At 50.9% G+C, this 23,025-nt stretch carries 19 protein-coding genes; 12 read left to right on the top strand and 7 right to left on the bottom strand.

The genetic code is table 11. The annotated features are described in order from the left end of the window. Positions 1 to 150 precede the first annotated feature (150 nt). Positions 151 to 882, bottom strand: a complete 732-nt coding sequence (locus tag LWL52_RS10335; RefSeq protein ID WP_242919519.1) for an SIMPL domain-containing protein — start codon at positions 880 to 882, stop codon at positions 151 to 153. A 313-nt stretch (positions 883 to 1,195) separates the two neighbouring features. Between LWL52_RS10335 and LWL52_RS10330 the strand changes: the two genes are divergently transcribed. Next, the gene (locus LWL52_RS10330; RefSeq protein WP_242919517.1) at positions 1,196 to 1,552 is read left to right on the top strand and encodes a hypothetical protein; all 357 of its coding nucleotides are present in this window, start codon (positions 1,196 to 1,198) and stop codon (positions 1,550 to 1,552) included. A gap of 28 nt (positions 1,553 to 1,580) precedes the next feature. Here the strand turns inward: LWL52_RS10330 and LWL52_RS10325 are convergent, their stop codons facing one another. Next, positions 1,581 to 3,005, bottom strand: a complete 1,425-nt coding sequence (locus LWL52_RS10325; protein WP_242919515.1) for a Glu/Leu/Phe/Val family dehydrogenase — start codon at positions 3,003 to 3,005, stop codon at positions 1,581 to 1,583. Between the two features lie 311 nt (positions 3,006 to 3,316). On the opposite strand from LWL52_RS10325, the gene LWL52_RS10320 reads away from it, so the two are divergent. Next, a complete protein-coding gene (locus LWL52_RS10320; protein ID WP_242919513.1) occupies positions 3,317 to 3,793 on the top strand; it encodes a hypothetical protein in 477 nt (158 codons plus the stop codon). Positions 3,794 to 3,869: 76 nt separating this feature from the next. Here LWL52_RS10320 and bamJ read toward each other — a convergent pair whose 3' ends face one another. Then, a complete protein-coding gene (bamJ, locus tag LWL52_RS10315) occupies positions 3,870 to 4,478 on the bottom strand; it encodes a BamJ family beta-barrel-assembly machinery protein (protein WP_242919511.1) in 609 nt (202 codons plus the stop codon). Between the two features lie 370 nt (positions 4,479 to 4,848). Here bamJ and LWL52_RS10310 point away from each other — a divergent pair, with 370 nt between their 5' ends. Genes LWL52_RS10310 through LWL52_RS10295 form a run of 4 tightly spaced genes read left to right on the top strand, consistent with a single transcriptional unit; the run spans position 4,849 to position 9,453 of the window. Then, positions 4,849 to 5,484 carry a TetR/AcrR family transcriptional regulator gene (locus LWL52_RS10310; protein WP_242919509.1) on the top strand — a complete coding sequence of 212 codons (636 nt, stop codon included), beginning with the start codon at positions 4,849 to 4,851 and terminating at the stop codon, positions 5,482 to 5,484. Next, on the top strand, positions 5,465 to 6,841 hold the full coding sequence (locus LWL52_RS10305; protein WP_242919507.1) for a TolC family protein: 1,377 nt from the start codon (positions 5,465 to 5,467) through the stop codon (positions 6,839 to 6,841). Before LWL52_RS10310 ends, LWL52_RS10305 begins: the two co-directional genes overlap by 20 nt. A 12-nt stretch (positions 6,842 to 6,853) precedes the next feature. Next, positions 6,854 to 7,897: an HlyD family secretion protein gene (locus LWL52_RS10300; RefSeq protein ID WP_242919505.1), complete on the top strand. Its 1,044-nt coding sequence runs from the start codon at positions 6,854 to 6,856 to the stop codon at positions 7,895 to 7,897. A gap of 8 nt (positions 7,898 to 7,905) precedes the next feature. Then, positions 7,906 to 9,453, top strand: coding sequence for a DHA2 family efflux MFS transporter permease subunit (locus LWL52_RS10295; RefSeq protein WP_242919503.1), 1,548 nt, complete (start codon positions 7,906 to 7,908; stop codon positions 9,451 to 9,453). Between the two features lie 72 nt (positions 9,454 to 9,525). On the opposite strand, the gene LWL52_RS20525 is transcribed toward LWL52_RS10295, so the two are convergent. Next, a complete protein-coding gene (locus LWL52_RS20525) occupies positions 9,526 to 9,657 on the bottom strand; it encodes a hypothetical protein (RefSeq protein WP_255748992.1) in 132 nt (43 codons plus the stop codon). A gap of 255 nt (positions 9,658 to 9,912) precedes the next feature. Between LWL52_RS20525 and LWL52_RS10290 the strand changes: the two genes are divergently transcribed. Together LWL52_RS10290 and LWL52_RS10285 are read left to right on the top strand one after the other, a co-directional pair. Continuing rightward, the gene (locus tag LWL52_RS10290; protein ID WP_242919501.1) at positions 9,913 to 10,062 is read left to right on the top strand and encodes a hypothetical protein; all 150 of its coding nucleotides are present in this window, start codon (positions 9,913 to 9,915) and stop codon (positions 10,060 to 10,062) included. Positions 10,063 to 10,143: 81 nt separating this feature from the next. Beyond that, the gene (locus tag LWL52_RS10285) at positions 10,144 to 11,700 is read left to right on the top strand and encodes an FMN-binding glutamate synthase family protein (RefSeq protein WP_242919499.1); all 1,557 of its coding nucleotides are present in this window, start codon (positions 10,144 to 10,146) and stop codon (positions 11,698 to 11,700) included. A gap of 104 nt (positions 11,701 to 11,804) precedes the next feature. Here the strand turns inward: LWL52_RS10285 and LWL52_RS10280 are convergent, their stop codons facing one another. From LWL52_RS10280 to LWL52_RS10270, 3 genes are all read right to left on the bottom strand, one after another. After that, positions 11,805 to 11,954: a hypothetical protein gene (locus tag LWL52_RS10280; protein WP_242919497.1), complete on the bottom strand. Its 150-nt coding sequence runs from the start codon at positions 11,952 to 11,954 to the stop codon at positions 11,805 to 11,807. 136 nt (positions 11,955 to 12,090) lie between these two features. Continuing rightward, positions 12,091 to 15,477, bottom strand: a complete 3,387-nt coding sequence (locus tag LWL52_RS10275; RefSeq protein WP_242919495.1) for a methylmalonyl-CoA mutase family protein — start codon at positions 15,475 to 15,477, stop codon at positions 12,091 to 12,093. 168 nt (positions 15,478 to 15,645) lie between these two features. Further along, positions 15,646 to 16,206 (bottom strand): DUF1003 domain-containing protein, encoded by a 561-nt coding sequence (locus LWL52_RS10270; RefSeq protein ID WP_242919493.1) that lies wholly within the window; start codon positions 16,204 to 16,206, stop codon positions 15,646 to 15,648. A 236-nt stretch (positions 16,207 to 16,442) separates the two neighbouring features. On the opposite strand from LWL52_RS10270, the gene lepA reads away from it, so the two are divergent. The 4 genes from lepA to LWL52_RS10250 all read left to right on the top strand — a co-directional run bounded on the left by lepA (position 16,443) and on the right by LWL52_RS10250 (position 22,988). Then, positions 16,443 to 18,227 carry a translation elongation factor 4 gene (lepA, locus tag LWL52_RS10265; protein ID WP_242919491.1) on the top strand — a complete coding sequence of 595 codons (1,785 nt, stop codon included), beginning with the start codon at positions 16,443 to 16,445 and terminating at the stop codon, positions 18,225 to 18,227. A 117-nt stretch (positions 18,228 to 18,344) separates the two neighbouring features. After that, on the top strand, positions 18,345 to 19,226 hold the full coding sequence (locus LWL52_RS10260) for a bifunctional 5,10-methylenetetrahydrofolate dehydrogenase/5,10-methenyltetrahydrofolate cyclohydrolase (RefSeq protein WP_242919489.1): 882 nt from the start codon (positions 18,345 to 18,347) through the stop codon (positions 19,224 to 19,226). Between the two features lie 1,173 nt (positions 19,227 to 20,399). Next, positions 20,400 to 21,053 (top strand): 7-carboxy-7-deazaguanine synthase QueE, encoded by a 654-nt coding sequence (locus tag LWL52_RS10255; RefSeq protein ID WP_242919487.1) that lies wholly within the window; start codon positions 20,400 to 20,402, stop codon positions 21,051 to 21,053. A gap of 6 nt (positions 21,054 to 21,059) precedes the next feature. Beyond that, on the top strand, positions 21,060 to 22,988 hold the full coding sequence (locus tag LWL52_RS10250; RefSeq protein WP_242919485.1) for an OmpA family protein: 1,929 nt from the start codon (positions 21,060 to 21,062) through the stop codon (positions 22,986 to 22,988). The last annotated feature ends 37 nt before the right edge of the window (positions 22,989 to 23,025 follow it).

Below are 23,025 nucleotides of genomic sequence, written 5' to 3'. Positions count from 1 at the left end.
GCAGCTGCAGGAGTGCAGCTGCCTCCTTTTTTATATTTACCCCAAGTATAAACTCCTGCTGTAGCGGGCATCATCTTGCTACGTTAAAATACATAAGCAGCTAACGGGTTAATTCCTGAAGTGGGGCGGAAGGGATACAGGTGCCTTGTTTTATTCGAGCCGGAAAGAAGCGCTGACCACCGCCGTGATTTCCTTATCGATTGAGGAGACATCATTAATGCCATAGTCTGAGATCATGTTGGAGTTGACCGGCGTGATCTGGATCACGCCCATCCGGGCAGTCGTAATCGGACCCAGGTCTGAACCGGTGGCTTCTGCTATTTTACGGGCCCTGTTCAACGCATCCTTAGCAGCATCTGCCTGGATCTCTACTTTCAGATCGGCCAGGCGGGTATAATAATACTCCGGCGGGCTAACCGAAAAGTTAACGCCTTTTTCTACCAGAGAGGTGATATCCAGCGAAATAGCTTTAAGCTTCTTCACGTCCTTCGACTGCACATCGATCATCTGACTGGCCGTATAGGAAAGTATGATATTACTCGGGAAGCCTTGCTTGCTCAGTTCATAAACCGGGTTAAGGTTGATCGTATTCTGGTTGATGGCCGCTTCTGCAAAGCCTTGGCTTTTGAGGTAATTGATCAAAACAGGCCGTTGTTGCTGTAATTGCTGGTAGGCCTGTTCAGCTGAGGCGCCGCTTGCCTGCAGATTCCCTCTTAAAATCCCCAAGTCCGCAACAATATCACGTTTTGCCGAGCCGGTAACATTTATTGTCTGGTTTGCTCTTGACCGGGCTTTAAGAAAAGTGCCGAAAAGCAGGGTACAAACAATAAAACTGATACCTAATACCATGGTGGCCAGCACAAGCTGAGAGACGTTTTTCATAGTATGGTTACTATATAATATGTTTATTATACTATTTATACCCCATAATGGTTGTTGCTTTGCATGCAAGTGCAAAAGATTGCACTGCCGCCATTATATAGTTATTAAAGTATATTTAAAATAATTATAAATTATATATACCATGGATACCAAATAAACTTGAAAAAGAAAGTTTGGTTATTATAACCGCATTTTTTAGATTTCGGATATTTTAGTACTTATTAGTTCTGTTTTATTCATGGTAGTTGTCGAAAATTTATGGGTTCGAATCGTTTATTACACCAGCACGGACTGTCTGTTAATAAAGTGGTTAGTGAAACCCAACGCGGCTATTTTCGAGGAGGCGTACCTGCAGTTGCTGAAGGTGGTAACTACCGCAAACGTCATTAAATTTTATTGTACCGATTTAAGCAGTATTGGTGCCCTGGACCGGGAGCAGGAGTCGTGGCTTAACTTAGAATATTACCCGAAGGCTTATGACCTTATCCAGGATGATATTTATGTAGCCGTAGTATTTTCTGAAGAACACTTCAAAGCGATTGTCACCAACTACCAGGTTACTATACCAGATACGCACCATCACTTTATCCAATTTACTTACTTTACCAATGTGGAGGAGGCGCTGCACTGGCTGCAAAATATAAAAGGTCAGGATGCCGTTTCTGTGTAACTGCCCCTGACCTTTATGCAAGTATAGTTTAAGGGAAAATACCCAACGCCTCGTAGCTTACACCAATTTTCTCGATGGCTGTCAGAAAGGCTGCTGTACGCAGATCCGGTATCTTTTTCTGGATCATCACATCCCTGATCTCGTGGTAGGCATTGATCATCGTATCTTCCAGTCCCGAACGTACCAGGTCTACCTCATCAGAGCCTTGAGTTAAAAACTTCCGCTCCTGGGCCGACATGCTTTTACCTGAAGACGATTCGATGGCGCCTACCAGGCGTTTGAAACTAGCTTCTTCGGCCCGCTTGCCCATTCGCCCGAAGCGAACATGCGATAAGTTCTTCAGCCATTCGAAATACGAAACCGTAACCCCGCCAGCATTCAAATACAGGTCCGGTAGGATAATAATGCCATTCTGAAGGAGTACCTGCTCCGCATCGCGCGTCACAGGGCCGTTGGCGCCTTCGGCTATGATCTTGGCTTTGATGTTAGCCGCATTGCCGCTATGGATCTGGTTTTCCAGGGCTGCCGGGATCAGGATGTCGCATTCTACTTCTAGCAGCTCAAGTGAGTTCTCATAATTTCTGGCATTCGGAAAGTCGAGGATGGAGCCTTTTTCACTGCGGTGCTGAAAGGCTTCTTTCACGTCGATGCCATTTTCATTGTAAATGCCACCTTCCCGTTCGGCAATGCCCACGATCAGGGCGCCATCCTGCTGGCAGAAATAGGCGGCATGGTAGCCCACATTTCCCAGGCCCTGCACAATAATGCGCTTTCCTTCCAGCGTGCCTCCATCCAGCCCTTTGCCCTTGAGCAGGTCCGTATCAGCTAGTGCCTCCCGGATGCCAAAGTAAATGCCCAGACCGGTTGCTTCGGCGCGGCCCCGAATGCCTCCCTGGCCTACAGGTTTACCTGTTACACAGCCCAGCGCGTTTGTTTCGCCATAGTTTAGTGCCTGGTAGGTGTCCGCGATCCAGGCCATTTCGCGGCTGCCGGTGCCATAGTCCGGGGCGGGTACATCAATGCCGGGACCGATCAGATTCTTGCGGATCAGTTCAGCTGCGTAACGGCGGGTTACTTTTTCCAGCGTTTTCACCGAGGTCGTACGCGGGTTGATCTTCACGCCTCCTTTCGCGCCGCCAAAAGGCACATCGACCACGGCACATTTAAACGTCATGAGCGTGGCCAGCGCTTTTACCTCGTCTTCATCTACCTGCATGCTGTAGCGGATACCTCCTTTGGAGGGAAGTTTGTGGTGGCTGTGCTGTACCCGTATTCCTTCTATCACTTCTATCTTACCATCAATCTCTACCGGGAACGAGACCTTGTATACACTGTTACAGGCTTTGATCTGCGCCAGTATACCGGCATCTAAGCGCGAAAAAGAGGCCGCGTGATCAAAGAACTGCAGAACACTATCCAGGAATTGCCTGCCTTCGTTTGGATTGTTTGCCATACAAATTTGGTTTTTGGTATAAGCATTAAATGATTTTAGAACGGTTATATGGGGGATAGGTTTAACAATTCTGCTTGGCCAAAAAGGGCTTCTGATATGGATGTAAAATAATATTGGCTAAGTTCCGTTTACAAGTTGCGATTTGAAACAAATCATAGAATATATATAAAAATAAGTTTACAAGATGCTTGTTTCTAAACTTAAATGGAGTCAAATTTGCATCTATCCGTTGCAAAGCTGCACAGGGAAGAAGTATAAAGCAGACATTCAACAGGTTAAATCAGCAAAAGCTTATGATCCGGGAAAGTAAAATGGAGGGGAGCTCTAGCATAGAATTTTATGACGACGGGCTTTTATCAGAATCAAGCGAGTATGGTGAGAACAGGCTCACGGTTGAATACCTGGAACAAAGCCATACCCTACAGGTAATATGGGAGGGAAGCGTGAGCTCGGAGGAAGTCAGACAAGGGTATAAACAGGTGATGGAGTTGGTACAAGCACACAAGCCTACCAAATGGCTGCTCGACCTGCATAAACGGGAATTGATCCGGCGGGAAGACCAGCGCTGGGTGTTCACACATGTGTTTTCGAAGGCGCTGCAGTGTATCTGTCAGAATGTGTTTGTGGCGATCATTCTCCCGGTCTACTCTTTTCATAGCCTGGTGAACGAGCTTAGCGGAGATGAACTGATGCAGGAAGATAACTTCATGATCATCCATCATTTCCTGTATGAGCAGGAGGCGCAACGCTGGCTGTTGCAAATGGAAGAAATGAATCTGAAAGTATAATCGTTTAAACAGCAAAAAAGAAGAAGGCGAAGCAGGATTCCTGCTTCGCCTTCTTCTTTTTAAGCCTTCGCTGGGATTACTTTACAGATAAAAGCTCCACATCAAAAATAAGCGTGGCATTTGGACCGATGGCATCGCCGGCTCCCTGGGCACCATACGCCAGGTCTGAGGGGATGAACAGGCGCCACTTAGCACCTTCCTGCATCAGTTGCAGCGCCTCTGTCCAGCCTGCAATCACGCCATTTACCGGGAACGTAGCCGGCTGGCCACGCTCATAGCTCGAATCAAACACCGAACCATCGATCAGGGTACCATGGTAGTGGGTTGTAACCGTATCTGACTTGGAGGGCGATTTGCCGTTACCTTCTTTCAACACCTGGTATTGCAGGCCGCTTGGCAAGGTTTTTACACCTTCCTTGTTCTTGTTTTCGGCCAGGAACGTTTCGCCCGCCTGCTTGTTTTCCGCACCCTGGGCGTTCTGTTTCTGCCCCATTTCCTGCTGCAAAGCCATCATGGCCTGCTGTACATCATCTGCCGAAAGGGAAGAAGGCGTGCCGGCCAGCACCTCTTTTATACCTTGCATAAACGCATCTGGCTCAATGCTGATGCCTTGTTTCTGAAGATTGGTGGCCATGTCGCGGCCAATGATGTAGCTGATCTTGTCTTTGAGGTTCTCTGGTTTCATGAATCGTTTATTTGGCACCCCGCGGGATGCGGTTAAAAATTGCGCCGCTTCCGGCACAAACCGTAAAGCTACACATTTTTAGAAACGCAAAGTGCAGGAGGGGAGTTACCTGCTCTACTTTAAGCGGGCATCTTCCTGCGCTTCAGGCGCTCTGTTCCCGAAAAATATTTCTACTGCCTGGTATCCGTGTTTCCTTTTGACACTTGCACGGCAGCACTTAAAAGAGGGAATTTCCTTGCCCACAGTTATTTAGCAATCTGGCTTACTACCTATACTCAAGGCCGAGACAGTTAAACAATAATTTAAACGTGCTGTTGTTATTAATCAATCGATTGATTAATTTTGCACCCGCTTAAAGTTTGTGACCCAAATGAGTAAAGAAGATAAAAAGGAGCATATACTGGATACTGCCGAGAAAGTCTTTGCAGAATTCGGGTACGAAGGTGCCTCTACGCGTTTTCTTGCCAGCCAGGCAGGGGTGAACATGGCCATGATCAATTATTATTTTGGCTCGAAAGATGGCCTGCTGCAGGCCGTTCTGCAACGCCGCATTGTGAGCATGCGCAACTTGCTCGAGGAGGTAAAGGGAATGCTGCTGCCAGCCGGGGAGAAGCTCATGCGAGCGCTGGAAGTATACGTGAACCGGATCAGCACCAATAACTGCTTTCACCGCATTATCCACCGCGAGATTTCCCTGAACCAGCGCTCTGAGCTGAGCGATAAGATCTCGGATAATGTGTTTATGAATGTCCAGACCTTCCGCGACATTATTCGGGAAGGTGTACAGAACGGTGCCTTTCGCAAGGTGGATGTGGAGATGACCGTCGCCAATATCATGGGTACCATTTATTATATCATCAATTCCCGTGCTGTTTCCGCGCGCCTGCTCAATATCGATTTTCAGCAACCGGAGGTGATGGAAACAGAAGTAAGGCCCAGGATCAAAAAGTTTTTACACGATTATTTACAAGCATATTTAACCAATCATGATTTGCAGAAGCAGTAATTCTTTTTTTCGCTTACCGGGCGGGCAGGTGCATTTCCGTGGAAAGCTGTGGGGGCTGCTGGCCCTGCTGGTATTGTTTGCCGGTACTGTTTCGGCCCAGAGCATGCGCAGGCTGAGCTTGCAGGAGGCCATCGCACTTGGCACCCAGAACAGTAACAAACTTAAATTGTCGCAAGCCAGGATAGAGGAGGCGGTGACCCGCTACGAGCAAACGAAAGACAATGCCTTGCCTACCGGCAGCGTGAGTTATACTTATAACCATGCCGAGATTCCAACCACTACTTTCCAGCTTTCTGATAAAGCCGAGCCTTTTTACCTGCCCAGAAGAGCCGATGCTTTCCTGGGTTCCATCTCCTTGCAGGAAGTGATATTTGGCGCCAACCGCCTCAAGTATGCCACCGCCTCTACTGAGCTGCTGACGCAGGTGGCCCGCCTGGATGCCGAAAAGGACAGAGACGAACTAGTGTTCGATATCACCAACGCTTATTTTAACCTTTATAAGCTGCAGCAGAGCCGCCAGGTCGTTACCCAGAACCTGGTAGCGATAGACCGCCAGATCAAACAGGCCAAACGCTTTTTTGAGCAAGGCCTTGTTACCCGCAACGATGTGCTGCGGTTTCAGTTGCAGCGCAGCAACGTGGAGCTGACAGGCGTGGACCTGGAAACGAACCGCAAAATAGTGGTCTACAACCTCAACATTATGCTGGGTTTGCCCGTGGATACCGACCTGGCGGTAGATGAGATTAAAACCCCTGACCAATTGGCGGCTACCCTGGCAACTTATGTGGATACGGCCCTCGTAAACCGTCAGGAGCTTAAGGCGCTGGGCTTGCAAAGCAAAGTGGCCGACAATCAGATCAAATCCGTGCAGGCGGAGGTAATGCCTTCCGTGCTGGCCAGCGCCGGTGCCAATTATATTAACCCGAGCGGCTCGTTTATTCCGCCAGGAAACAGCTACCTGGCGCCTCTGTCGGCTGGGCTGACGGTGGCCTGGAACTTTGACCAGCTGTGGCTGAACAAAAACAAAGTGGCCGAAGCCAAAGTGAAAAAGACAGAAGTGGAGATCAGCCGGGATGCGGCCCTTGACCTGGTAAAAACACAGGTGAACCAAAGTTATCAGAAATACCAGCAGGCCCTGGAGCGGATACGCATTTCTCAGTCGGCTATAGAACAGGCTCGCGAAAACGACCGCATGATGGAATCGCAATACCAGAATGCCATCGTCTCGGCTACCGAGCGCATCGATGCCCAGACCCAACTCTTCCAGGCCGAGATAAACCTGGAATTGGCCAAAGCCGATGCCGGCGTAGCCTATTATACTTTATTAAAATCAACCGGAACATTAACACAAAAATAGCTTTAACGCATCATGGAGACCGAAAAGAAAAAATCTAAGAAAATAATCCCCGTCATTCTTGGACTGGTATTGCTGGTAGGGGCCATCTTTGGTATTCGGGAGTACCTATACCTGAGCAAGCACGAAGATACGGATGATGCGCAGATCGACGCCGACATCAGCCCGGTTGTGGCTCGGGTAGGTGGGTATGTGGATGCAATCATGTTTGAGGAAAACGAGCATGTGCAGGCTGGCCAGACGCTGGTGAAGCTGGATGAGCGCGATTACCAGATCAAGCTCGAGCAGGCGCAGGCCGCCCAGCAGGGCGCAGCCGCAGGTACTACCGTGGCGCAGTCGCAGATCAGTACCACCCAGGCAAATTCTTCAACTGCCCGTGCCAATGCCGAGGCGGCCAAAGTAAAGCTCTGGCAGGCAGACCAGGATTACAAGCGCTACGCCAACCTGGTGAAAGACGGCTCGGTAACACAGCAGCAGTTTGAGCAGGCAAAAGCGCAGCGCGATGCCGCGCAGGCGTCGTACCAGGCCGCTCAGGATAACTACCAGGCAGCGCTTAAGCAGGTGCAAACCACTAAATCGCAGCTGGCTGTGTCGCACACGGGTGTGGACCAGCGCCAGGCAGATGTGGATTTTGCCAAACTGCAGCTTTCGTATGCCACTATCAAAGCCCCGGTAAGCGGCGTTACTTCTAAAAAGAACATCCAGGTGGGCCAGCTCATTCAACCGGGCCAGACGCTGTTCTCTATCGTGAACGACAGCAGCCTGTATGTGACGGCCAACTTTAAGGAAACACAACTGGAAAAACTACGCGAAGGGCAGCATGTCAACCTCGTAGTAGATGCTTTTCCGGATACGCCCATCAATGGTACGGTGTACAACTTCTCGCCAGCCACGGGTGCACGGTTCTCGTTACTGCCGCCGGATAATGCCTCCGGTAACTTTGTGAAAGTGGTGCAGCGCGTGCCTGTGAAGATCAAGATCAACGCCAACAAAGAAATCATTCAGAAGCTGCGCCCGGGTATGAGCGTGAAAGTTTCGGTGCTTGTTAAAGAAGACTAAAGTATACTATGGCTGAAACAGGTGCAAGAAAATGGATCATCACCATTACGGTTATTGTTGCAGCGCTGCTGGAACTGATTGATACCACGATCGTGAACGTGTCCATACCTCAGATTCAAGGCAACCTGGGGGCCACGCTGGAAGATATTGCCTGGATTACGACTGGTTACGCCGTAGCCAACGTGATCATCCTTCCGATGTCTGGCTGGCTGGGAAGTATGTTCGGGCGGAAAAATTATTACCTGGCTTCGATTATCGTGTTTACCATTGCCTCTTTTTTGTGTGGCAACGCCACGACGCTGGAGGAACTGGTTGCTTTCCGTATTTTGCAGGGACTGGCGGGCGGCGGCCTGATCTCCACTTCGCAGGCCATTCTGCTGGAAACCTGGCCACCCGCTGAGGTGGGCATCGCCACGGCCTTGTTCGGCCTTGGTGCCGTGGTGGGTCCTACGGTAGGCCCAACTATTGGCGGGTATATCACGGATCATTATTCCTGGCCCTGGATCTTTTACGTGAACATACCGGTAGGCGCGCTGGCGGCTTTTGCCACCTATACTTTTATCCGGAAAACACCCCGCGAGCAACAGGGCAAGCCGATCGACTGGTGGGGCATTGCCCTGCTGGCGCTGGCCGTAGGCAGCCTGCAGGTAGTGCTGGAAAAAGGAGAGTCGGAAGACTGGTTCGAAGCCACTTATATTACGGTGCTGGTGATTGTAGCCGTTTTGGGTACGATCCTCTTTATCTGGCGTGAGATGACGATCGATTACCCGGTGGTGAACTTCAAGATCATGCGCCACCGCAGCTTTTCCATCGGCATGTTCACTTCCTTTGTGCTAGGTTTTGGACTGTACGGCTCGATGTTCGTGTTCCCGGTGTTCTGCCAGAACCTGCTGGGCTTTTCGGCGCAGCAAACCGGCGAGATCCTGTTGCCCGGCGGCCTGGTCACCATTGCCATGATGCCGTTTGTGGGCACCATGCTCAAGAAAGGCGTACCGGCGCAGTTTATGGCCGCGACGGGCATGCTCCTGTTCTTTGTCTTTTCCCAGATGCTCAGCAATTCCTCGCTGGCTTCCGGCACCGGAGAGTTTTTCTGGCCGCTGGTGGTGCGGGGCATTGGTATGGCGCTGCTCTTTGTGCCGCTCACAACCCTGGCTATTCAGGATTTGCGGGGCAAGGAGATCGGGCAGGGAACAGGCCTTAACAACATGATGCGCCAGCTCGGCGGCTCCTTTGGTATCGCCGCCCTGACCACGCTCATCCACATTCGCCAGGGCATCCACCGCAACAACCTGCTGGTTAATATAAACGAGTATAACCCGGCCTTTGTGCAGCGTTTCCAGGGGCTGATCCATACGTTTGTAGCCAAGGGCTACTCGGCACTGGAGGCTCAGAAAGCCGCTTATCGGGCCATTGAAGGCATGGTGCTGAAGCAAACCTACCTGCTTACCTACCTGGATGCCTACTGGATCTCCGGTATTGTGATGCTGTGCGCCATTCCGCTGGTGTTTACCCAGAAGTTTAAGCGCAACGCCAACATTCCAACGGACGTGCATTAAGCCCGCTTCGGTTTAAACGCAAAATGCCACACCTTTTCGGGGTGTGGCATTTTGCGTTATAGGTCGTTTATACTAAAGATACAGGTGATACTCATCTTCCGGGGTGCCTGGTTTGAGGGCCTGCAGCAGCAGCCAGTTCTTCATGAGCAGGCTTACAGTAGTGCCCAATAAAAACAAAGAGGAAAGTGTCGAAATTTTTCTCATATAAGCAGGATTTAGGGGAGGAAAATTATATCTCTAAACGGGAATATAAGTATAAAGTTATCTACCAATTTATTCGGAATCAGCCCTCTGCCCCAAGTAAGTGGCTGCTGCCTTAAACAGCTACCTGCAAGTGTTTTAGAAGCAGCGCGGAGGTATTGGCGGCCTGCCGGAAGAAGGTATGATTTATCTTGCCGGAATATGTGGCTTTCATTTTTCTTTCTACTACCTTTGTAACTTAATTGCACTATGCAGTATATGGCACCATTCCTATCCCGAACAAAAACCTTAGGGCAGCAGCAACCGGTTGTACGGCTTGTTGCCGCTTCGCATCATGTATCCCTGCATGATGTGCTGAACGGGTATTGCCTCTGCTTTTTAACTACGCCCAAAGCCTTTAACAAGTAAGCCAGCGTTTGCCACTAGCCGGCAACTCTGGGAGAAACCTGTCTAAAGCAAGTAGCAAAGCATTCTAAATCCTATTCAATCATGGCAAGTAAGATCAGCGTCAGGCAGACGCTTTCGTATGCGTTCATCGCAACGTACCTGGTAATTCTATTCTTTTCCATTCTAACGCCTTCCATGCTGTGGCTGCTGGCCGTTATTGCGCCCCTGCACCTGCTATACTTCCGCAATATCCGCCAGAACCGGCATACGCTGCTGCGCAACTACCCGCTGGTAGGCTATCTGCGTTATATCTTCGAGAGCTTTCGTCCGGAGTTCCGACAGTATTTTTTTGAGTCCGATACAGACGGTAAGCCCTTCAGCCGCCGCCAGCGCTCCATTGTGTACCAGCGGGCAAAGAACGAACGGCAGACGGTGCCTTTCGGTATGCAGAGCAATAGCCAGGAGGTAGGATATGAGTGGATTGCCCATACGATGTTCCCGGTGAAAGTAAAGGCCGAAGCCCTGCGCGTAAATGTGGGAAGCAGCCGTTGCACGCAGCCCTACAGCGCCAGCATTTATAATATTTCAGCCATGAGCTATGGCTCGCTCAGCAAAACAGCTGTTACGGCCTTAAGCGCGGGCGCCAAACTGGGCGGCTTTGCGCATAATACTGGCGAAGGGGGCGTGAGTCCGTTTCACCTGGAGGGTGGCGGCGACCTTATCTGGCAGATCGGCACCGGTTATTTTGGCTGCCGCGATAAGAACGGGCATTTCTCGGAAGAGCTGTTCCGCGAACAGGTTGCGCATCCGAATATCAAAATGGTAGAGATCAAGTTGTCGCAGGGAGCAAAGCCTGGGCATGGCGGCATCCTTCCGGCGGCTAAGAATACCCCGGAGATCGCTGCTATCCGCAAGGTGGAGCCTTATACGACGGTGGCCTCGCCGCCGGCACACGCGGCTTTCCAGGATCAATTTACGCTCCTGCTCTTTGTAGAGAAGCTGCGTTTGCTTTCGAATGGAAAGCCTATCGGTATCAAGCTGTGCATCGGTAACAAACAGGAGTTTGAGCGCCTTTGCCAGGAGATGATGCACAACCAGCTCTTCCCGGACTTTATCACTATCGATGGCGCGGAGGGAGGTACCGGCGCGGCTCCTCTTGAGTTTACCGATAGCCTCGGCATGCCGCTTTACGACGCGCTGACCTTTGTGCAAAACATGCTGCGGAAGTATGGCCTGCGCAAGGAGATAAAGGTACTGGCTGCCGGCAAGATCATTACGGGAGTAGACATTATCAAAGCCATTGCGCTGGGGGCAGATATCTGCTACAGCGCCCGCGGGATGATGTTTGCACTGGGCTGTATCCAGGCGCTGCAATGTGACTCGGGCCGTTGCCCGGTAGGCATTGCCACCCAGGACAAGAACCTGTACAGCGGCCTGGATGTGGCCGATAAACGCGTGCGGGTGGCTAACTTCCACGGCAACACCATGCATTCCACCGTCGAGGTGATGGAAGCTTGCGGATTTGACTCCCTGGATGCGATTACCCCTGACAAGGTGTTCAGGAGAGTGGAGCAGGGCAAAACGCTCAGCTTTAAAGAAATCTACTTCTCCAAAAATACGGCTTCCAGTACCTTGCAGCAGAATTACATGCTGAACTGATTTCCCTCACTGCACGCAAGAACGGTTAGATAGATGCTTAAAATAAAATGCCCGCAGCTGGGAGCAGCTGCGGGCATTTTATTTTATACTTATACTTAAAGCCGTTACAGGTAATCGCCTTCCACTTCCTCTGACAGATCAATGGCCGCATCTGTTTCATCATAGCTGATGGTCAGGTAAATATAAGCTGCTGCACCGATGATCAAAAAGGCGGTGCCAACCAGGGCCAGGGAAAGGGGGCTTGTCAGTTTCATGTTCTTCCGGGATATGTTACCCCTACGTACGTACCGGCCAGCGGTATTGTTGTTGACGGTAAGCTAACTCCAGGTATAAAAAAGGTCAGGCAATGCGCCTGACCTTTTTTATTTCGGAAGTATAATTCGTAACGGATTACATATTGCGGCGGTACTGGCCGCCTACTTCGAACAAGGCGTTGGTGATCTGGCCCAGGGAGCAAAACTTCACCGTTTCCATCATCACTTCGAAGATGTTGCCGTTGTTGATGGCTACCTGCTGGATACGCTTGAGCATCTCGCCGGACCGGTTCTCATTTCCTTTTTGCAGCGCCTGGAGCATAGCGATCTGGTATTGCTTTTCTTCTTCCGTGGCACGAATCACTTCTTTCGGAAGCACTGTAGGAGAGCCGGTTGACGAAAGGAAGGTATTCACGCCGATGATCGGGTACTCACCCGTATGTTTCAGTGTCTCATAGTATAAACTCTCTTCCTGGATCTTGCCGCGCTGGTACATCGTCTCCATCGCACCCAGCACGCCGCCACGCTCTGTTATTCTATCGAATTCAATCAGGACAGCTTCTTCCACCAGGTCGGTCAGCTCTTCGATGATGAAGGAGCCTTGCAGCGGGTTCTCGTTCTTGGCAAGTCCCAGTTCGCGGTTGATGATCAGCTGAATGGCCATCGCGCGGCGTACCGAAGCCTCGGTTGGCGTGGTGATCGCCTCGTCGTATGCGTTGGTGTGCAGCGAGTTACAGTTGTCGTAGATCGCATACAGCGCCTGCAGCGTGGTACGGATGTCGTTGAAGTCGATCTCCTGGGCGTGCAGCGAACGGCCGGAGGTCTGGATGTGGTACTTCAACATCTGAGATCTTGCGTCGGCGTTATACTTGTGCTTCATCGCTTTGGCCCAGATTCTACGTGCCACACGGCCGATCACCGCGTACTCCGGGTCGATGCCGTTGGAGAAGAAGAAGCTCAGGTTCGGCGCAAACTTATTGATGTCCATGCCGCGGCTCACGTAGTACTCGACAAACGTAAAGCCGTTGGCCAGTGTAAAGGCCAGCTGCGAGATTGGGTTGGCACCCGCTTCTGCAATGTGGTAACCCGAGATCGACACCGAGTAGAAGTTACGTACGTTCTTATCGATGAAGTACTGCTGCACGTCCCCCATCAAACGCAGCGAGAACTCCGTGGAGAAGATACAGGTGTTCTGCGCCTGGTCTTCTTTGAGAATATCGGCCTGCACGGTGCCGCGCACTGCTGCCAGCGTACGCGTTTTGATCGGCTCGTATACTTCGGCCGGCAGTACCTGGTCGCCAGTCACGCCGAGTAACATCAAACCAAGGCCATCGTTGCCCTTTGGCAGCTCGCCCTGGTAGCGCGGACGGGCCACGCCTTTCTCTTTGTAGATGGCTTCGATCTTCGCGTTTACTTCCTCTTCCAGGCCGTGCTCTTTAATGTATAGTTCGCATTGCTGGTCGATGGCGGCGTTCATAAAGAAGCCGGTAAGTATAGCAGCGGGACCGTTGATGGTCATCGAAACCGAAGTCATCGGGTCGGCCAGGTTGAAGCCGGAGTACAGTTTCTTGGCATCATCCAGGCAGCAAATGCTAACGCCGGAGTTACCGATCTTACCGTAAATGTCCGGTCTGAAATCCGGGTCTTCGCCGTAGAGCGTTACCGAGTCAAAAGCTGTTGACAAACGCTTCGCTGGCATGCCCAGGCTCACGTAGTGGAAGCGACGGTTCGTACGCTCCGGACCGCCTTCGCCGGCAAACATACGGGTAGGATCTTCGCCTTCGCGCTTGAACGGGAACACGCCCGCCGTGTAAGGGAATTCGCCCGGTACGTTCTCCTGCAGGTTCCATTTGAGCAAATCGCCCCAGGCTTCATAGCGTGGTGTGGATACTTTAGGTATCTGCAGGTGCGAAAGCGATTCAGTATGGGTTTTTATCTTCAGTTCTTTGTCGCGCACCTTGAACACGTAGAACTTGTTCTTGTAGGCCTGTACTTTGTCTTTCCAGTTCTCCAGTATTTTTTTGTTCTGTCCATCCAGGCTTAAAGCAACTTCAGCATAAGCTTCTTCCAATTGCTTTACCAGACGGTCTTTATCCGCGATATCTATACTTTGAACTGCTTCAATGGACTTCTTAATGCCGTATAGTTTCTGCGCTACTTCTGCCTGATCCTTGCTCCACTTGTCGTAGTTGCGGATCGTTTCCGAAATTTCAGAAAGGTAACGGGTGCGGGCAGGAGGGATGATGTATACTTTCTCCGACATCTCCTGCGAGGTATGCAGGTTGGAGTTGAACTCCACGCCGGTTTTCTCCTGTATCTTGGCCATCACGGCACGGTAAAGGCGGTTCATGCCGGGGTCGTTGAACTGCGAGGCGATGGTGCCAAATACCGGAATAGCATCATCGTTCACGTCCCAGAGCTGGTGGTTGCGCTTGTACTGTTTCTTCACGTCGCGGATAGCATCCAGTGCGCCACGCTTGTCAAATTTGTTCAGGGCGATCACATCAGCAAAATCGAGCATGTCGATCTTCTCGAGCTGCGTGGCGGCACCATATTCTGGCGTCATCACATACAAGCTCATATCTGAGTGCTCGATAATTTCAGTATCCGACTGGCCAATACCGGAAGTCTCTAGTATAATAAGGTCAAAATCTGCAGCCTTCACGATGTCCACGGCATCCTGCACATACTTGCTCAGGGCCAGGTTGCTTTGGCGGGTTGCCAGCGAGCGCATGTATACCCGCTCGTTGGAGATCGAGTTCATACGGATTCTATCGCCCAGCAGGGCGCCGCCTGTCTTACGCTTCGATGGGTCTACCGAAATGATGGCTATTTTCTTGTCCGGGAAATCCTGCAGGAAACGGCGCACCAACTCATCTACAAGCGATGATTTGCCGGCACCACCGGTACCGGTGATACCCAGCACAGGTGTTTTCACTTCTTTTGCCTGCTCTTTTACCTCGTCCAGTATTGCTCTGGCTTCTTCCGGGAAGTTCTCTGCGGCAGAAATCAGGCGGGCAATATCTTTGGGGTTCTTTTCTTTCAGTTGCTTAAACTCACCGTTCAGGTTCTTGCCTGTCGGGAAGTCGCATTTCTGTAGCATGTCGTTGATCATACCCTGCAGGCCCATTGCGCGACCGTCGTCCGGCGAGTAAATGCGGGCAATGCCGTAGCCCTGCAGCTCCTCGATCTCGGAAGGTAGTATAACCCCGCCGCCGCCGCCAAACAACCGAATATGGCCGCTGCCGCGCTCCTCGAGCAAGTCGTGCATATACTTGAAATATTCGATGTGGCCTCCCTGGTAGGAGGTGATTGCGATGGCCTGGGCATCTTCCTGAATGGCGCAGTCCACGATTTCCTGCACCGAACGGTTGTGGCCCAGGTGAATTACTTCGGCGCCCGAGGCCTGAATAATACGGCGCATGATGTTGATGGCTGCATCGTGGCCATCGAACAAAGAGGCTGCTGTTACAATACGGATATGGTTAACAGGCTTATATGGTTCTACAGTAGTATAGGTCATATATACTTAACAGTACTTTTTCAAATTTGATGCGAATATAGCAACTTTTAAGGTATGAAGTTCAGAAGGCGGCAAGTCCCTGCAACAGCCCTGCCCGCCAGACCGGAAGTTACCGGTTGCTGTAGCATTTGGTCAGAAGCGTGCCGGATACTATGATTGAAAGAAGTATTAGCTGCCTGTTTTGCCGTTTATATCCTGCTCGTGCTTTTCCATGCGGTCCATCACCTTTTCGGGAGCAACGTTTTTGGACAATTCATCATATTCCGGGTTGAGTGCTTCTTTGATGTCCATTTTGTGTGCAATAGCGCGCACCAATTTGATCAGGTTGGTTACTTCATGTTCCGATAAGAGGCTGACCTGCAGATCCAGTTCGGCCCGTTTATCGGCTTGGGCGGCCATCCGGTTTTGGCTGATCAGGACGAACGTGGAAAGGAAAATGGCCTCCACCGAGGCGATCATAGCCAGTACCACAAAGGATTCGTCAAACGGTTTCAGGCCTAACCAGCCCAGGTTCCAGATCACCCAAAGGCCATAGATCACCAGGTGAATGTAAACATAGGCCATACTGCCGGCAAAGCGGGTAATGGCATCGGCTACCTTGTCCTGAAACGGTCTTTTGCGGTCTTCCTGCTGCTTGCGTTCCAGCAAAGCCTTGATATTCCGCTCCACCACCTCCGTCATTTTTCCTGTTTCGTCAGGAGCGGTATTATTGTCTTCGCGTGTGTTCATAACATTTTCATAAATAACGCTGATGTATACGGGCCGGGAGAGTAGGGCGAAGGTGATTTTTGGGCTAGTGACGGCTTTTTCAGTCACTTTTATAATTGAACCAGCGGTATTGGCAGCAATTATTTCCTTCAGGTGCTCTGATCCGAACCTGCGGCTTACCTGTATTCTATAAATCTTACCGCCAGAAGCTGCAACAAAGCCACTTTCTTCTTAACTTTGTTTCGTATTACTACTATATGAAGAACATTCGTAATTTCTGCATCATCGCCCACATCGACCATGGTAAAAGCACCCTGGCCGACCGCCTGCTGGAGTTTACCCAGACGGTAGCCGAGCGTGAGATGCAAAACCAGCTGTTGGACAACATGGACCTGGAGCGGGAACGCGGCATCACCATCAAGAGCCACGCCATCCAGATGAACTTCCCTTATAAAGGCGAAGAATATGTCCTTAACCTCATCGATACCCCCGGCCACGTGGACTTTTCCTACGAAGTATCGCGTTCCATTGCCGCCTGCGAGGGCGCACTGCTGATCGTGGATGCCTCACAGGGTATTGAGGCGCAGACGATCTCGAATTTATACCTGGCTATCGGCAACGATCTGGAAATTATTCCGGTGCTTAACAAGATAGACCTGCCTCATGCCATGCCGGAAGAGGTTTCGGACCAGATCATTGAGCTGATCGGTTGCGACCGGGAGGACATCATCCATGCTTCGGGCAAAGCGGGCATCGGCATTGAGGAGATCCTGCAGGCCATCTGCGACCGTATTCCTGCGCCAAAAGGCGATCCGGCCGCGCCGCTGCAGGCACTCATTTTCGACTCGGTGTTTAACTCCTACCGTGGCATTGAAGTATACTTCCGTATTTTTAACGGCACTCTGAAGAAAGGGGAGAAGGTAAAGTTCATCAACACCGGCAAGACTTACGAGGCCGATGAAATTGGTGTGCTGAAGCTAAACCAGGAGCCGCGCTTGGAAATGGGCGCCGGCAATGTGGGCTACCTGATCTCGGGAATTAAAAATGCCAAAGAGGTAAAAGTTGGTGATACCATTACGCATGTTGATAAGCCAGGTGAAAGTATACAGGGCTTTGAGGATGTGAAACCGATGGTGTTTGCCGGTATCTACCCGGTAGAAACAAGCGAGTACGAAGAACTGCGCGCCTCAATGGAAAAGCTGCAGCTCAACGACGCCTCGCTGGTATGGGAGCCAGAAACATCGGCGGCGCTAGGCTTTGGTTTCCGTTGCGGCTTTTTAGGCATGCTGCACATGGAAATTGTGCAGGAGCGCCTAGAGCGCGAGTTCGACATGACGGTGATCACCACTGTGCCGAGCGTGCAGTTCCATGCCTATACTACCAAAGAGAAAATGATCAAGGTGAATGCGCCGTCCGAAATGCCGGAGCCTAACTATATCGATCATATCGAGGAGCCGTTCATCAAAGCGCAGATCATCTCCAAGTCCGAGTTCGTGGGCCCCATCATCACGCTTTGTATGGATAAGCGCGGGATCCTCAAGAACCAGACTTACCTGACCAGCGACCGTGTGGAGCTTTCGTTTGAAATGCCCCTGGCCGAGATCGTGTTCGACTTCTTTGATAAACTGAAAACCATTTCCAGGGGCTATGCCTCACTCGACTATGAGCTGATCGGCTTCCGGCCTTCCAACATGGTCAAGCTCGATATTATGCTTAACGGTGAGAAAGTGGATGCGCTGAGCGCCATTGTGCACCGCGACAAAGCTTACGACTGGGGCAAGCGCCTCTGCGAAAAGTTGCGCGAGCTGCTGCCACGCCAGATGTTCGAGATTGCTATCCAGGCAGCTATCGGGCAGAAGATCATCTCCCGCGAAACGGTAAAAGCCATGCGCAAGAACGTACTGGCCAAATGCTACGGCGGCGACATTTCGCGGAAGCGCAAGCTGCTGGAAAAGCAGAAAAAAGGAAAGAAACGTATGCGCCAGGTCGGCAACGTAGAAATTCCGCAGGAAGCCTTCCTGGCTGTGCTCAAACTGGATTAACAAGTATAAACAAGCCCCGGTGTGCTGCTGCACGCCGGGGCTTGTCGCTTTTAGCCAACCTCTCCCAAACAGAAACCCATTTGTAATTCATAATTCTTAATTCGTAATTCCAAAAAGATGACCCTGCTCGACGGTAAAAAAACATCCGAAGCTATCCAGAATGAAATTGCTGCAGAAGTAGCAGAACTTAAAGCCAATGGTTACAAAACGCCGCACCTGGCAGCCGTACTGGTGGGCAATGATGGCGGATCGGTAACGTATGTAAACAACAAAGTGCTGGCCTGCGAGAAAGTGGGTTTCAGTTCGTCGCTTATCCGCTACGAAGACACCGTGACCGAAGCCGAGCTGCTTCAAAAAATAAAGGAGCTGAACGAGGATGAGGAAATAGACGGTTTTATTGTGCAGCTGCCGCTCCCAAAGCATATTGATTCGGAAAAAGTGATCGAGTCGATTGATCCGCGGAAAGATGTGGACGGCTTCCATCCAACAAACGTGGGCCGTATGGTGGCTGGCTTGCCCGCTTACCTGCCAGCCACGCCTGCCGGCATCCTGCAGTTGCTGGAGCGTTACCAGATCGAGACAAAAGGAAAACATTGCGTAGTGATAGGCCGCAGCAACATCGTCGGTTCCCCAATGAGCATCCTGATGGCCAAAGCCGCTTACCCTGGAAATGCCACTGTTACGCTCTGCCACCGCAACACCGTGGACCTGGCCAATTATACCCGCCAGGCAGATATTATCATTGCTGCCGTGGGGCAGCCCGGCCTGGTAACGGCTGATATGGTAAAAGATGGCGCCGTGGTAATCGACGTAGGCACCACCCGTGTGCCTGATGCCACACGTAAGGCTGGCTACCGCCTGCGTGGCGATGTGGATTTTGACAGCGTAGCAGAAAAGTGCAGCTTCATTACCCCGGTTCCCGGAGGTGTAGGGCCGCTCACTATTGCCATGCTGCTGAAAAACACCCTGAAAGCAGCCAAGCAGGAAGTATACGCCTAAGCACGTTTTATAAAGTATAAAAGCCTCGCAATATCCTCGTTGATGCTGCGAGGCTTTTTTGTATTTGATTCTAGCTTATTTTATTTTGAGTTGGTGGGTAGGGGAGATAGCTTACAGATTTATCATTCTGGTTTTACTCCAGCACTCCACTTGTATCGAGGGCCATTACCACCATAAAAGGAGAGGGAATAGGCTGTTGGTTCTTTTTGAAGTTGAGGTATTGCAGTCCCGGGTCAAACCACCCCTAACCCCTCGTTGTTGAAGGAGGGGAGCCTGTAATTGCTGTTTGGGAAGTATAAGCGTTGTAGGTTTAGGCTAAAGCGAAAAGAATCACGCCCGCCATACTGTCATCTCGACGCAAGGAGAGATCTGTTTGAAAACCACTTCATCTGTCTGTAACAGATTTCTCCTATCGTCGAAATGACAGTTTGCCTGTGGTTTTTGCATGTGGGGACACAAGTGTACTTGAGCCAAAGTATAAACAGGTTAGTTTATGATAAAGAAGAACATCCCCCTACCCCCTTCAAAGGGGGACTTTGGGCTGAGGGAAGTGCAACAGAATACTTGCTTAGTAATGGCTTAACCTCCCTTCCACCAAGTCCTTTCTGGATGACAAAGAAGAGGAGAATAAAGGAAATCAGAATACATAGAATTTATACTTAAACTGAAGTATACACAGGAGCTATCGAGTTGATTCCAGTCCTTGGGTTAAGCGCCTTGGTGTGTTGCGGTGCCCGTAGGGCAGCCCGCAGCATGAGCGAGGAGCAGCTTCACGCCACAGCGCGATATCAAAGGACGAGCCCCCTCGGGCTTGGAGCGCTCCAAAGTATAAGGTGAAACAGGACAAGTATAAGACTGAGGAATACAAGCAGCTAGCAAGTAAAGCCTAAGTATAAAACTAAGTAAAACATGCAGATACTAAGTATATCCCATGTATAAAACTGAGGAATATGGCCAGCTATTAGGATATCAGTTCTCTCACTAACCTTAAAACAACCACATCACCATCCTTCTTAATCACTCCAAACGGAACAGAAGACACTACCTATCTTGTTGCTTTTTTAGCTACCTTTGCAAGTTGGGCATGGCTTTTATAACAAGGACTGCACACAATCACTTTTACTCTTAACCAAGGGGTTATACTTTCAAAGTATGACCGGCGATTTTAGAATTTTGGAAGCAATTAAACCATACAAGACAGCCTCTATTCATGCGGTGCCCAAAGACGGCAGCGAATTACCGTTGATGGAAGCTTTTTATACCATACAGGGCGAAGGCGGCAACACCGGCACGGCTGCATATTTTATCCGGCTGGGTGGCTGCGACGTGGGCTGCCACTGGTGCGACGTGAAGGAAAGCTGGGATGCGGAACTGCACCCGCTCACCCAGGTAGAAGCCATCGTGGACATGGCCGATGCCTTTCCGGGCAAAACAGTTGTGATCACAGGAGGGGAGCCGCTGCTTTATAACTTACACCCGCTCACCACGCAACTGCAGGAGCGCGGCATCAAAACAATGATTGAGACGTCGGGTGCTTATCCCATCAGTGGCCATTGGGACTGGGTGTGCCTGTCGCCTAAGAAGTTTAAGGCGCCGGACACCTCGGTGTATCCATTTGCCCACGAACTGAAGGTGATCATCTTTAACAAAAGCGATTTTGCCTGGGCCGAGGAACATGCCGCCCGGGTAGGGGCAGGCTGCAAGCTATACCTGCAGCCCGAGTGGAGCAAGGCTAACCAATTAATGCCTTTATTAGTAGAATACGTCAAAAATAACCCCCAATGGCGTGTGTCGTTGCAGACGCACAAGTACATGGATATCCCGTAAGCCTTTATGTATAAAATTCTACTCGCCGCGCTTTTCCTGTTTCTGGGAACAACCGGTTCTGGTTTTTGCCAAACAAGTCCCCTGAGCACCAGCTCGACCAAGGCGGAGCGCTTATACTATAAAGCAGACGAGTACGTAAAAGCACGTGATTTTGACCGGGCGCTGGCCACCCTGGCCGAAGCAACTTCCAAAGATCCCAACTTTGCGGAAGCATATCTGAAGGCGGCCAACCTGCACAAAATGATGGGCAACAAAGCGGCTACTTTCCAGAACCTGGAGAAAGGGCTGCAACTGCTGCCTTACAGTGCAACGCTGGGCAATTATTATTTCGAACTGGCTGAGCTATACTTTGATCAGGGCAAGTACCAGCAGGCCAAAGAACGGTATGCCGACTTCTTGAAAGCAAAGCCGCGCAAGCCTGCTGCCGTAGCCTGGGCAAAGCAGCAAATGGCCTCCGCTGATTTTGCTGAAAAAGCCATGCAGCAACCCATCGACTTTAAGCCCGTGGCATTGCCCCAAAATATCAACAGCTTCCGACTTCAATACTTCCCGTATACAACTGCCGACCAGCGATTCTTTATTTATACCGCGCGCGTGGGAATAAAGCCCGAGCAAGACGAAAACATCTATGTGAGCCAGCGCAAGGGCGATAGCTGGCAGGCGCCTGTTTCTATCTCCGATGCTATCAATTCGTCGGCTAACGAAGGGGCAGCTACTATTTCGGGCGATGGCAAGACACTGGTGTTTACTTCCTGTAACCGCCCCGACAGCCAGGGTGACTGCGATCTGTACATTTCGTTCCGGACAGGCGATGACTGGAGCAAGCCCAAAAATATCGGTAACCCGGTCAACTCCAAAGCCTGGGATTCTCAGCCCAGTCTTTCGGCCGATGGCCGCACGTTATACTTCAGCTCTACCCGTGGCGGCGGTGTGGGCAAAGAAGATATATGGCTGACGCAGCTCAACGAGGATGGCACCTGGACAAAACCCGTTAATCTCGGCGAGCCGGTTAACTCCACCGGCCGCGACATGGCACCGTCCATCCACAGCAGCGGCTCTACCTTATACTTTGTAAGCGACGGGCACCCGGGTATGGGCGGCCTGGATGTGTTTATGGCTACCAGAGAGGCTACCAAGCAGTGGTCGGCCCCCAAAAATCTGGGCTACCCGCTCAATACCCCGGCCGATGAAGGCTCCCTGTTCATTACGTCGGATAACAAGGCCGGCTTTTACTCGCGGCAGATAAATTCGGACGATGGGTATGGCACCATCCAGCTCTACCAGTTTGAGGTACCCCAGGAGTGGCGCAGCAGCGTGAACAGTACATATGCTCAGGGCCGCGTGCTGGATATCAAAACAAAGAAACCTGTGGAGGCGCAGGTGCAGCTCTACGATGTGGAAGCCGACTCGCTGGTGCAGCAGGTAGGCTCCGATAAAATTTCGGGCGAGTATACGGTGGTGCTGACTGAAGGCAAGCAGTATGCCCTATACGTGAGCGCGCCGCGTTATCTGATGAACAGCCTGAGCTTCGATTATACCTCAAAAAAAGCCCTGACACCGGTAGCGCTGGATGTATACCTGGAGCCCCTGGAAGCAGGCGCCGCAGTGGTGCTCCATAACCTGTTCTTCGACTCGGGTAATTACGACCTGAAAAAGAATTCCAAAACGGAGCTCGACAAGCTGATAGCTTTCCTGAAGCTGAACGGGCAGGTGAAAGTAGAGATTTCGGGCCACACCGATGATGTGGGCTCTGATTCGGATAATCTGGTGCTGTCGGAGAAGCGGGCGAAGGCCGTAGTAGATTACCTGGCTGCAAAAGGCATTTCTAAAAACCGCATCCGCTACAAAGGCTACGGCGAAACAAAACCCCAAAAACCTAACACTTCCGAAGAAAACCGGCAGCAGAACCGTCGTATCGAAATGCGGGTGTTGTAGTGTATCTGCTGTTTTTATTCGTATTTGTTTAACTTTA

Origin of the sequence: Pontibacter liquoris (assembly GCF_022758235.1) — a bacterium.
Lineage (GTDB): Bacteria > Bacteroidota > Bacteroidia > Cytophagales > Hymenobacteraceae > Pontibacter > Pontibacter liquoris.
This window is presented reverse-complemented; position numbering and strand designations above follow the sequence as displayed.

What these genes read in the sequence shown, in the direction of transcription:
- LWL52_RS10335 (WP_242919519.1), bottom strand. Translation starts at nt 882, where the DNA reads ATGAAAAACGTCTCTCAGCTTGTGCTGGCCACCATGGTATTAGGTATC.
- LWL52_RS10325 (WP_242919515.1), bottom strand. Translation starts at nt 3,005, where the DNA reads ATGGCAAACAATCCAAACGAAGGCAGGCAATTCCTGGATAGTGTTCTG.
- LWL52_RS10320 (WP_242919513.1), top strand. Translation starts at nt 3,317, where the DNA reads ATGGAGGGGAGCTCTAGCATAGAATTTTATGACGACGGGCTTTTATCA.
- bamJ (WP_242919511.1), bottom strand. Translation starts at nt 4,478, where the DNA reads ATGAAACCAGAGAACCTCAAAGACAAGATCAGCTACATCATTGGCCGC.
- LWL52_RS10310 (WP_242919509.1), top strand. Translation starts at nt 4,849, where the DNA reads ATGAGTAAAGAAGATAAAAAGGAGCATATACTGGATACTGCCGAGAAA.
- LWL52_RS10305 (WP_242919507.1), top strand. Translation starts at nt 5,465, where the DNA reads ATGATTTGCAGAAGCAGTAATTCTTTTTTTCGCTTACCGGGCGGGCAG.
- LWL52_RS10300 (WP_242919505.1), top strand. Translation starts at nt 6,854, where the DNA reads ATGGAGACCGAAAAGAAAAAATCTAAGAAAATAATCCCCGTCATTCTT.
- LWL52_RS10295 (WP_242919503.1), top strand. Translation starts at nt 7,906, where the DNA reads ATGGCTGAAACAGGTGCAAGAAAATGGATCATCACCATTACGGTTATT.
- LWL52_RS20525 (WP_255748992.1), bottom strand. Translation starts at nt 9,657, where the DNA reads ATGAGAAAAATTTCGACACTTTCCTCTTTGTTTTTATTGGGCACTACT.
- LWL52_RS10290 (WP_242919501.1), top strand. Translation starts at nt 9,913, where the DNA reads ATGGCACCATTCCTATCCCGAACAAAAACCTTAGGGCAGCAGCAACCG.
- LWL52_RS10285 (WP_242919499.1), top strand. Translation starts at nt 10,144, where the DNA reads ATGGCAAGTAAGATCAGCGTCAGGCAGACGCTTTCGTATGCGTTCATC.
- LWL52_RS10280 (WP_242919497.1), bottom strand. Translation starts at nt 11,954, where the DNA reads ATGAAACTGACAAGCCCCCTTTCCCTGGCCCTGGTTGGCACCGCCTTT.
- LWL52_RS10275 (WP_242919495.1), bottom strand. Translation starts at nt 15,477, where the DNA reads ATGACCTATACTACTGTAGAACCATATAAGCCTGTTAACCATATCCGT.
- LWL52_RS10270 (WP_242919493.1), bottom strand. Translation starts at nt 16,206, where the DNA reads ATGAACACACGCGAAGACAATAATACCGCTCCTGACGAAACAGGAAAA.
- lepA (WP_242919491.1), top strand. Translation starts at nt 16,443, where the DNA reads ATGAAGAACATTCGTAATTTCTGCATCATCGCCCACATCGACCATGGT.
- LWL52_RS10260 (WP_242919489.1), top strand. Translation starts at nt 18,345, where the DNA reads ATGACCCTGCTCGACGGTAAAAAAACATCCGAAGCTATCCAGAATGAA.
- LWL52_RS10250 (WP_242919485.1), top strand. Translation starts at nt 21,060, where the DNA reads ATGTATAAAATTCTACTCGCCGCGCTTTTCCTGTTTCTGGGAACAACC.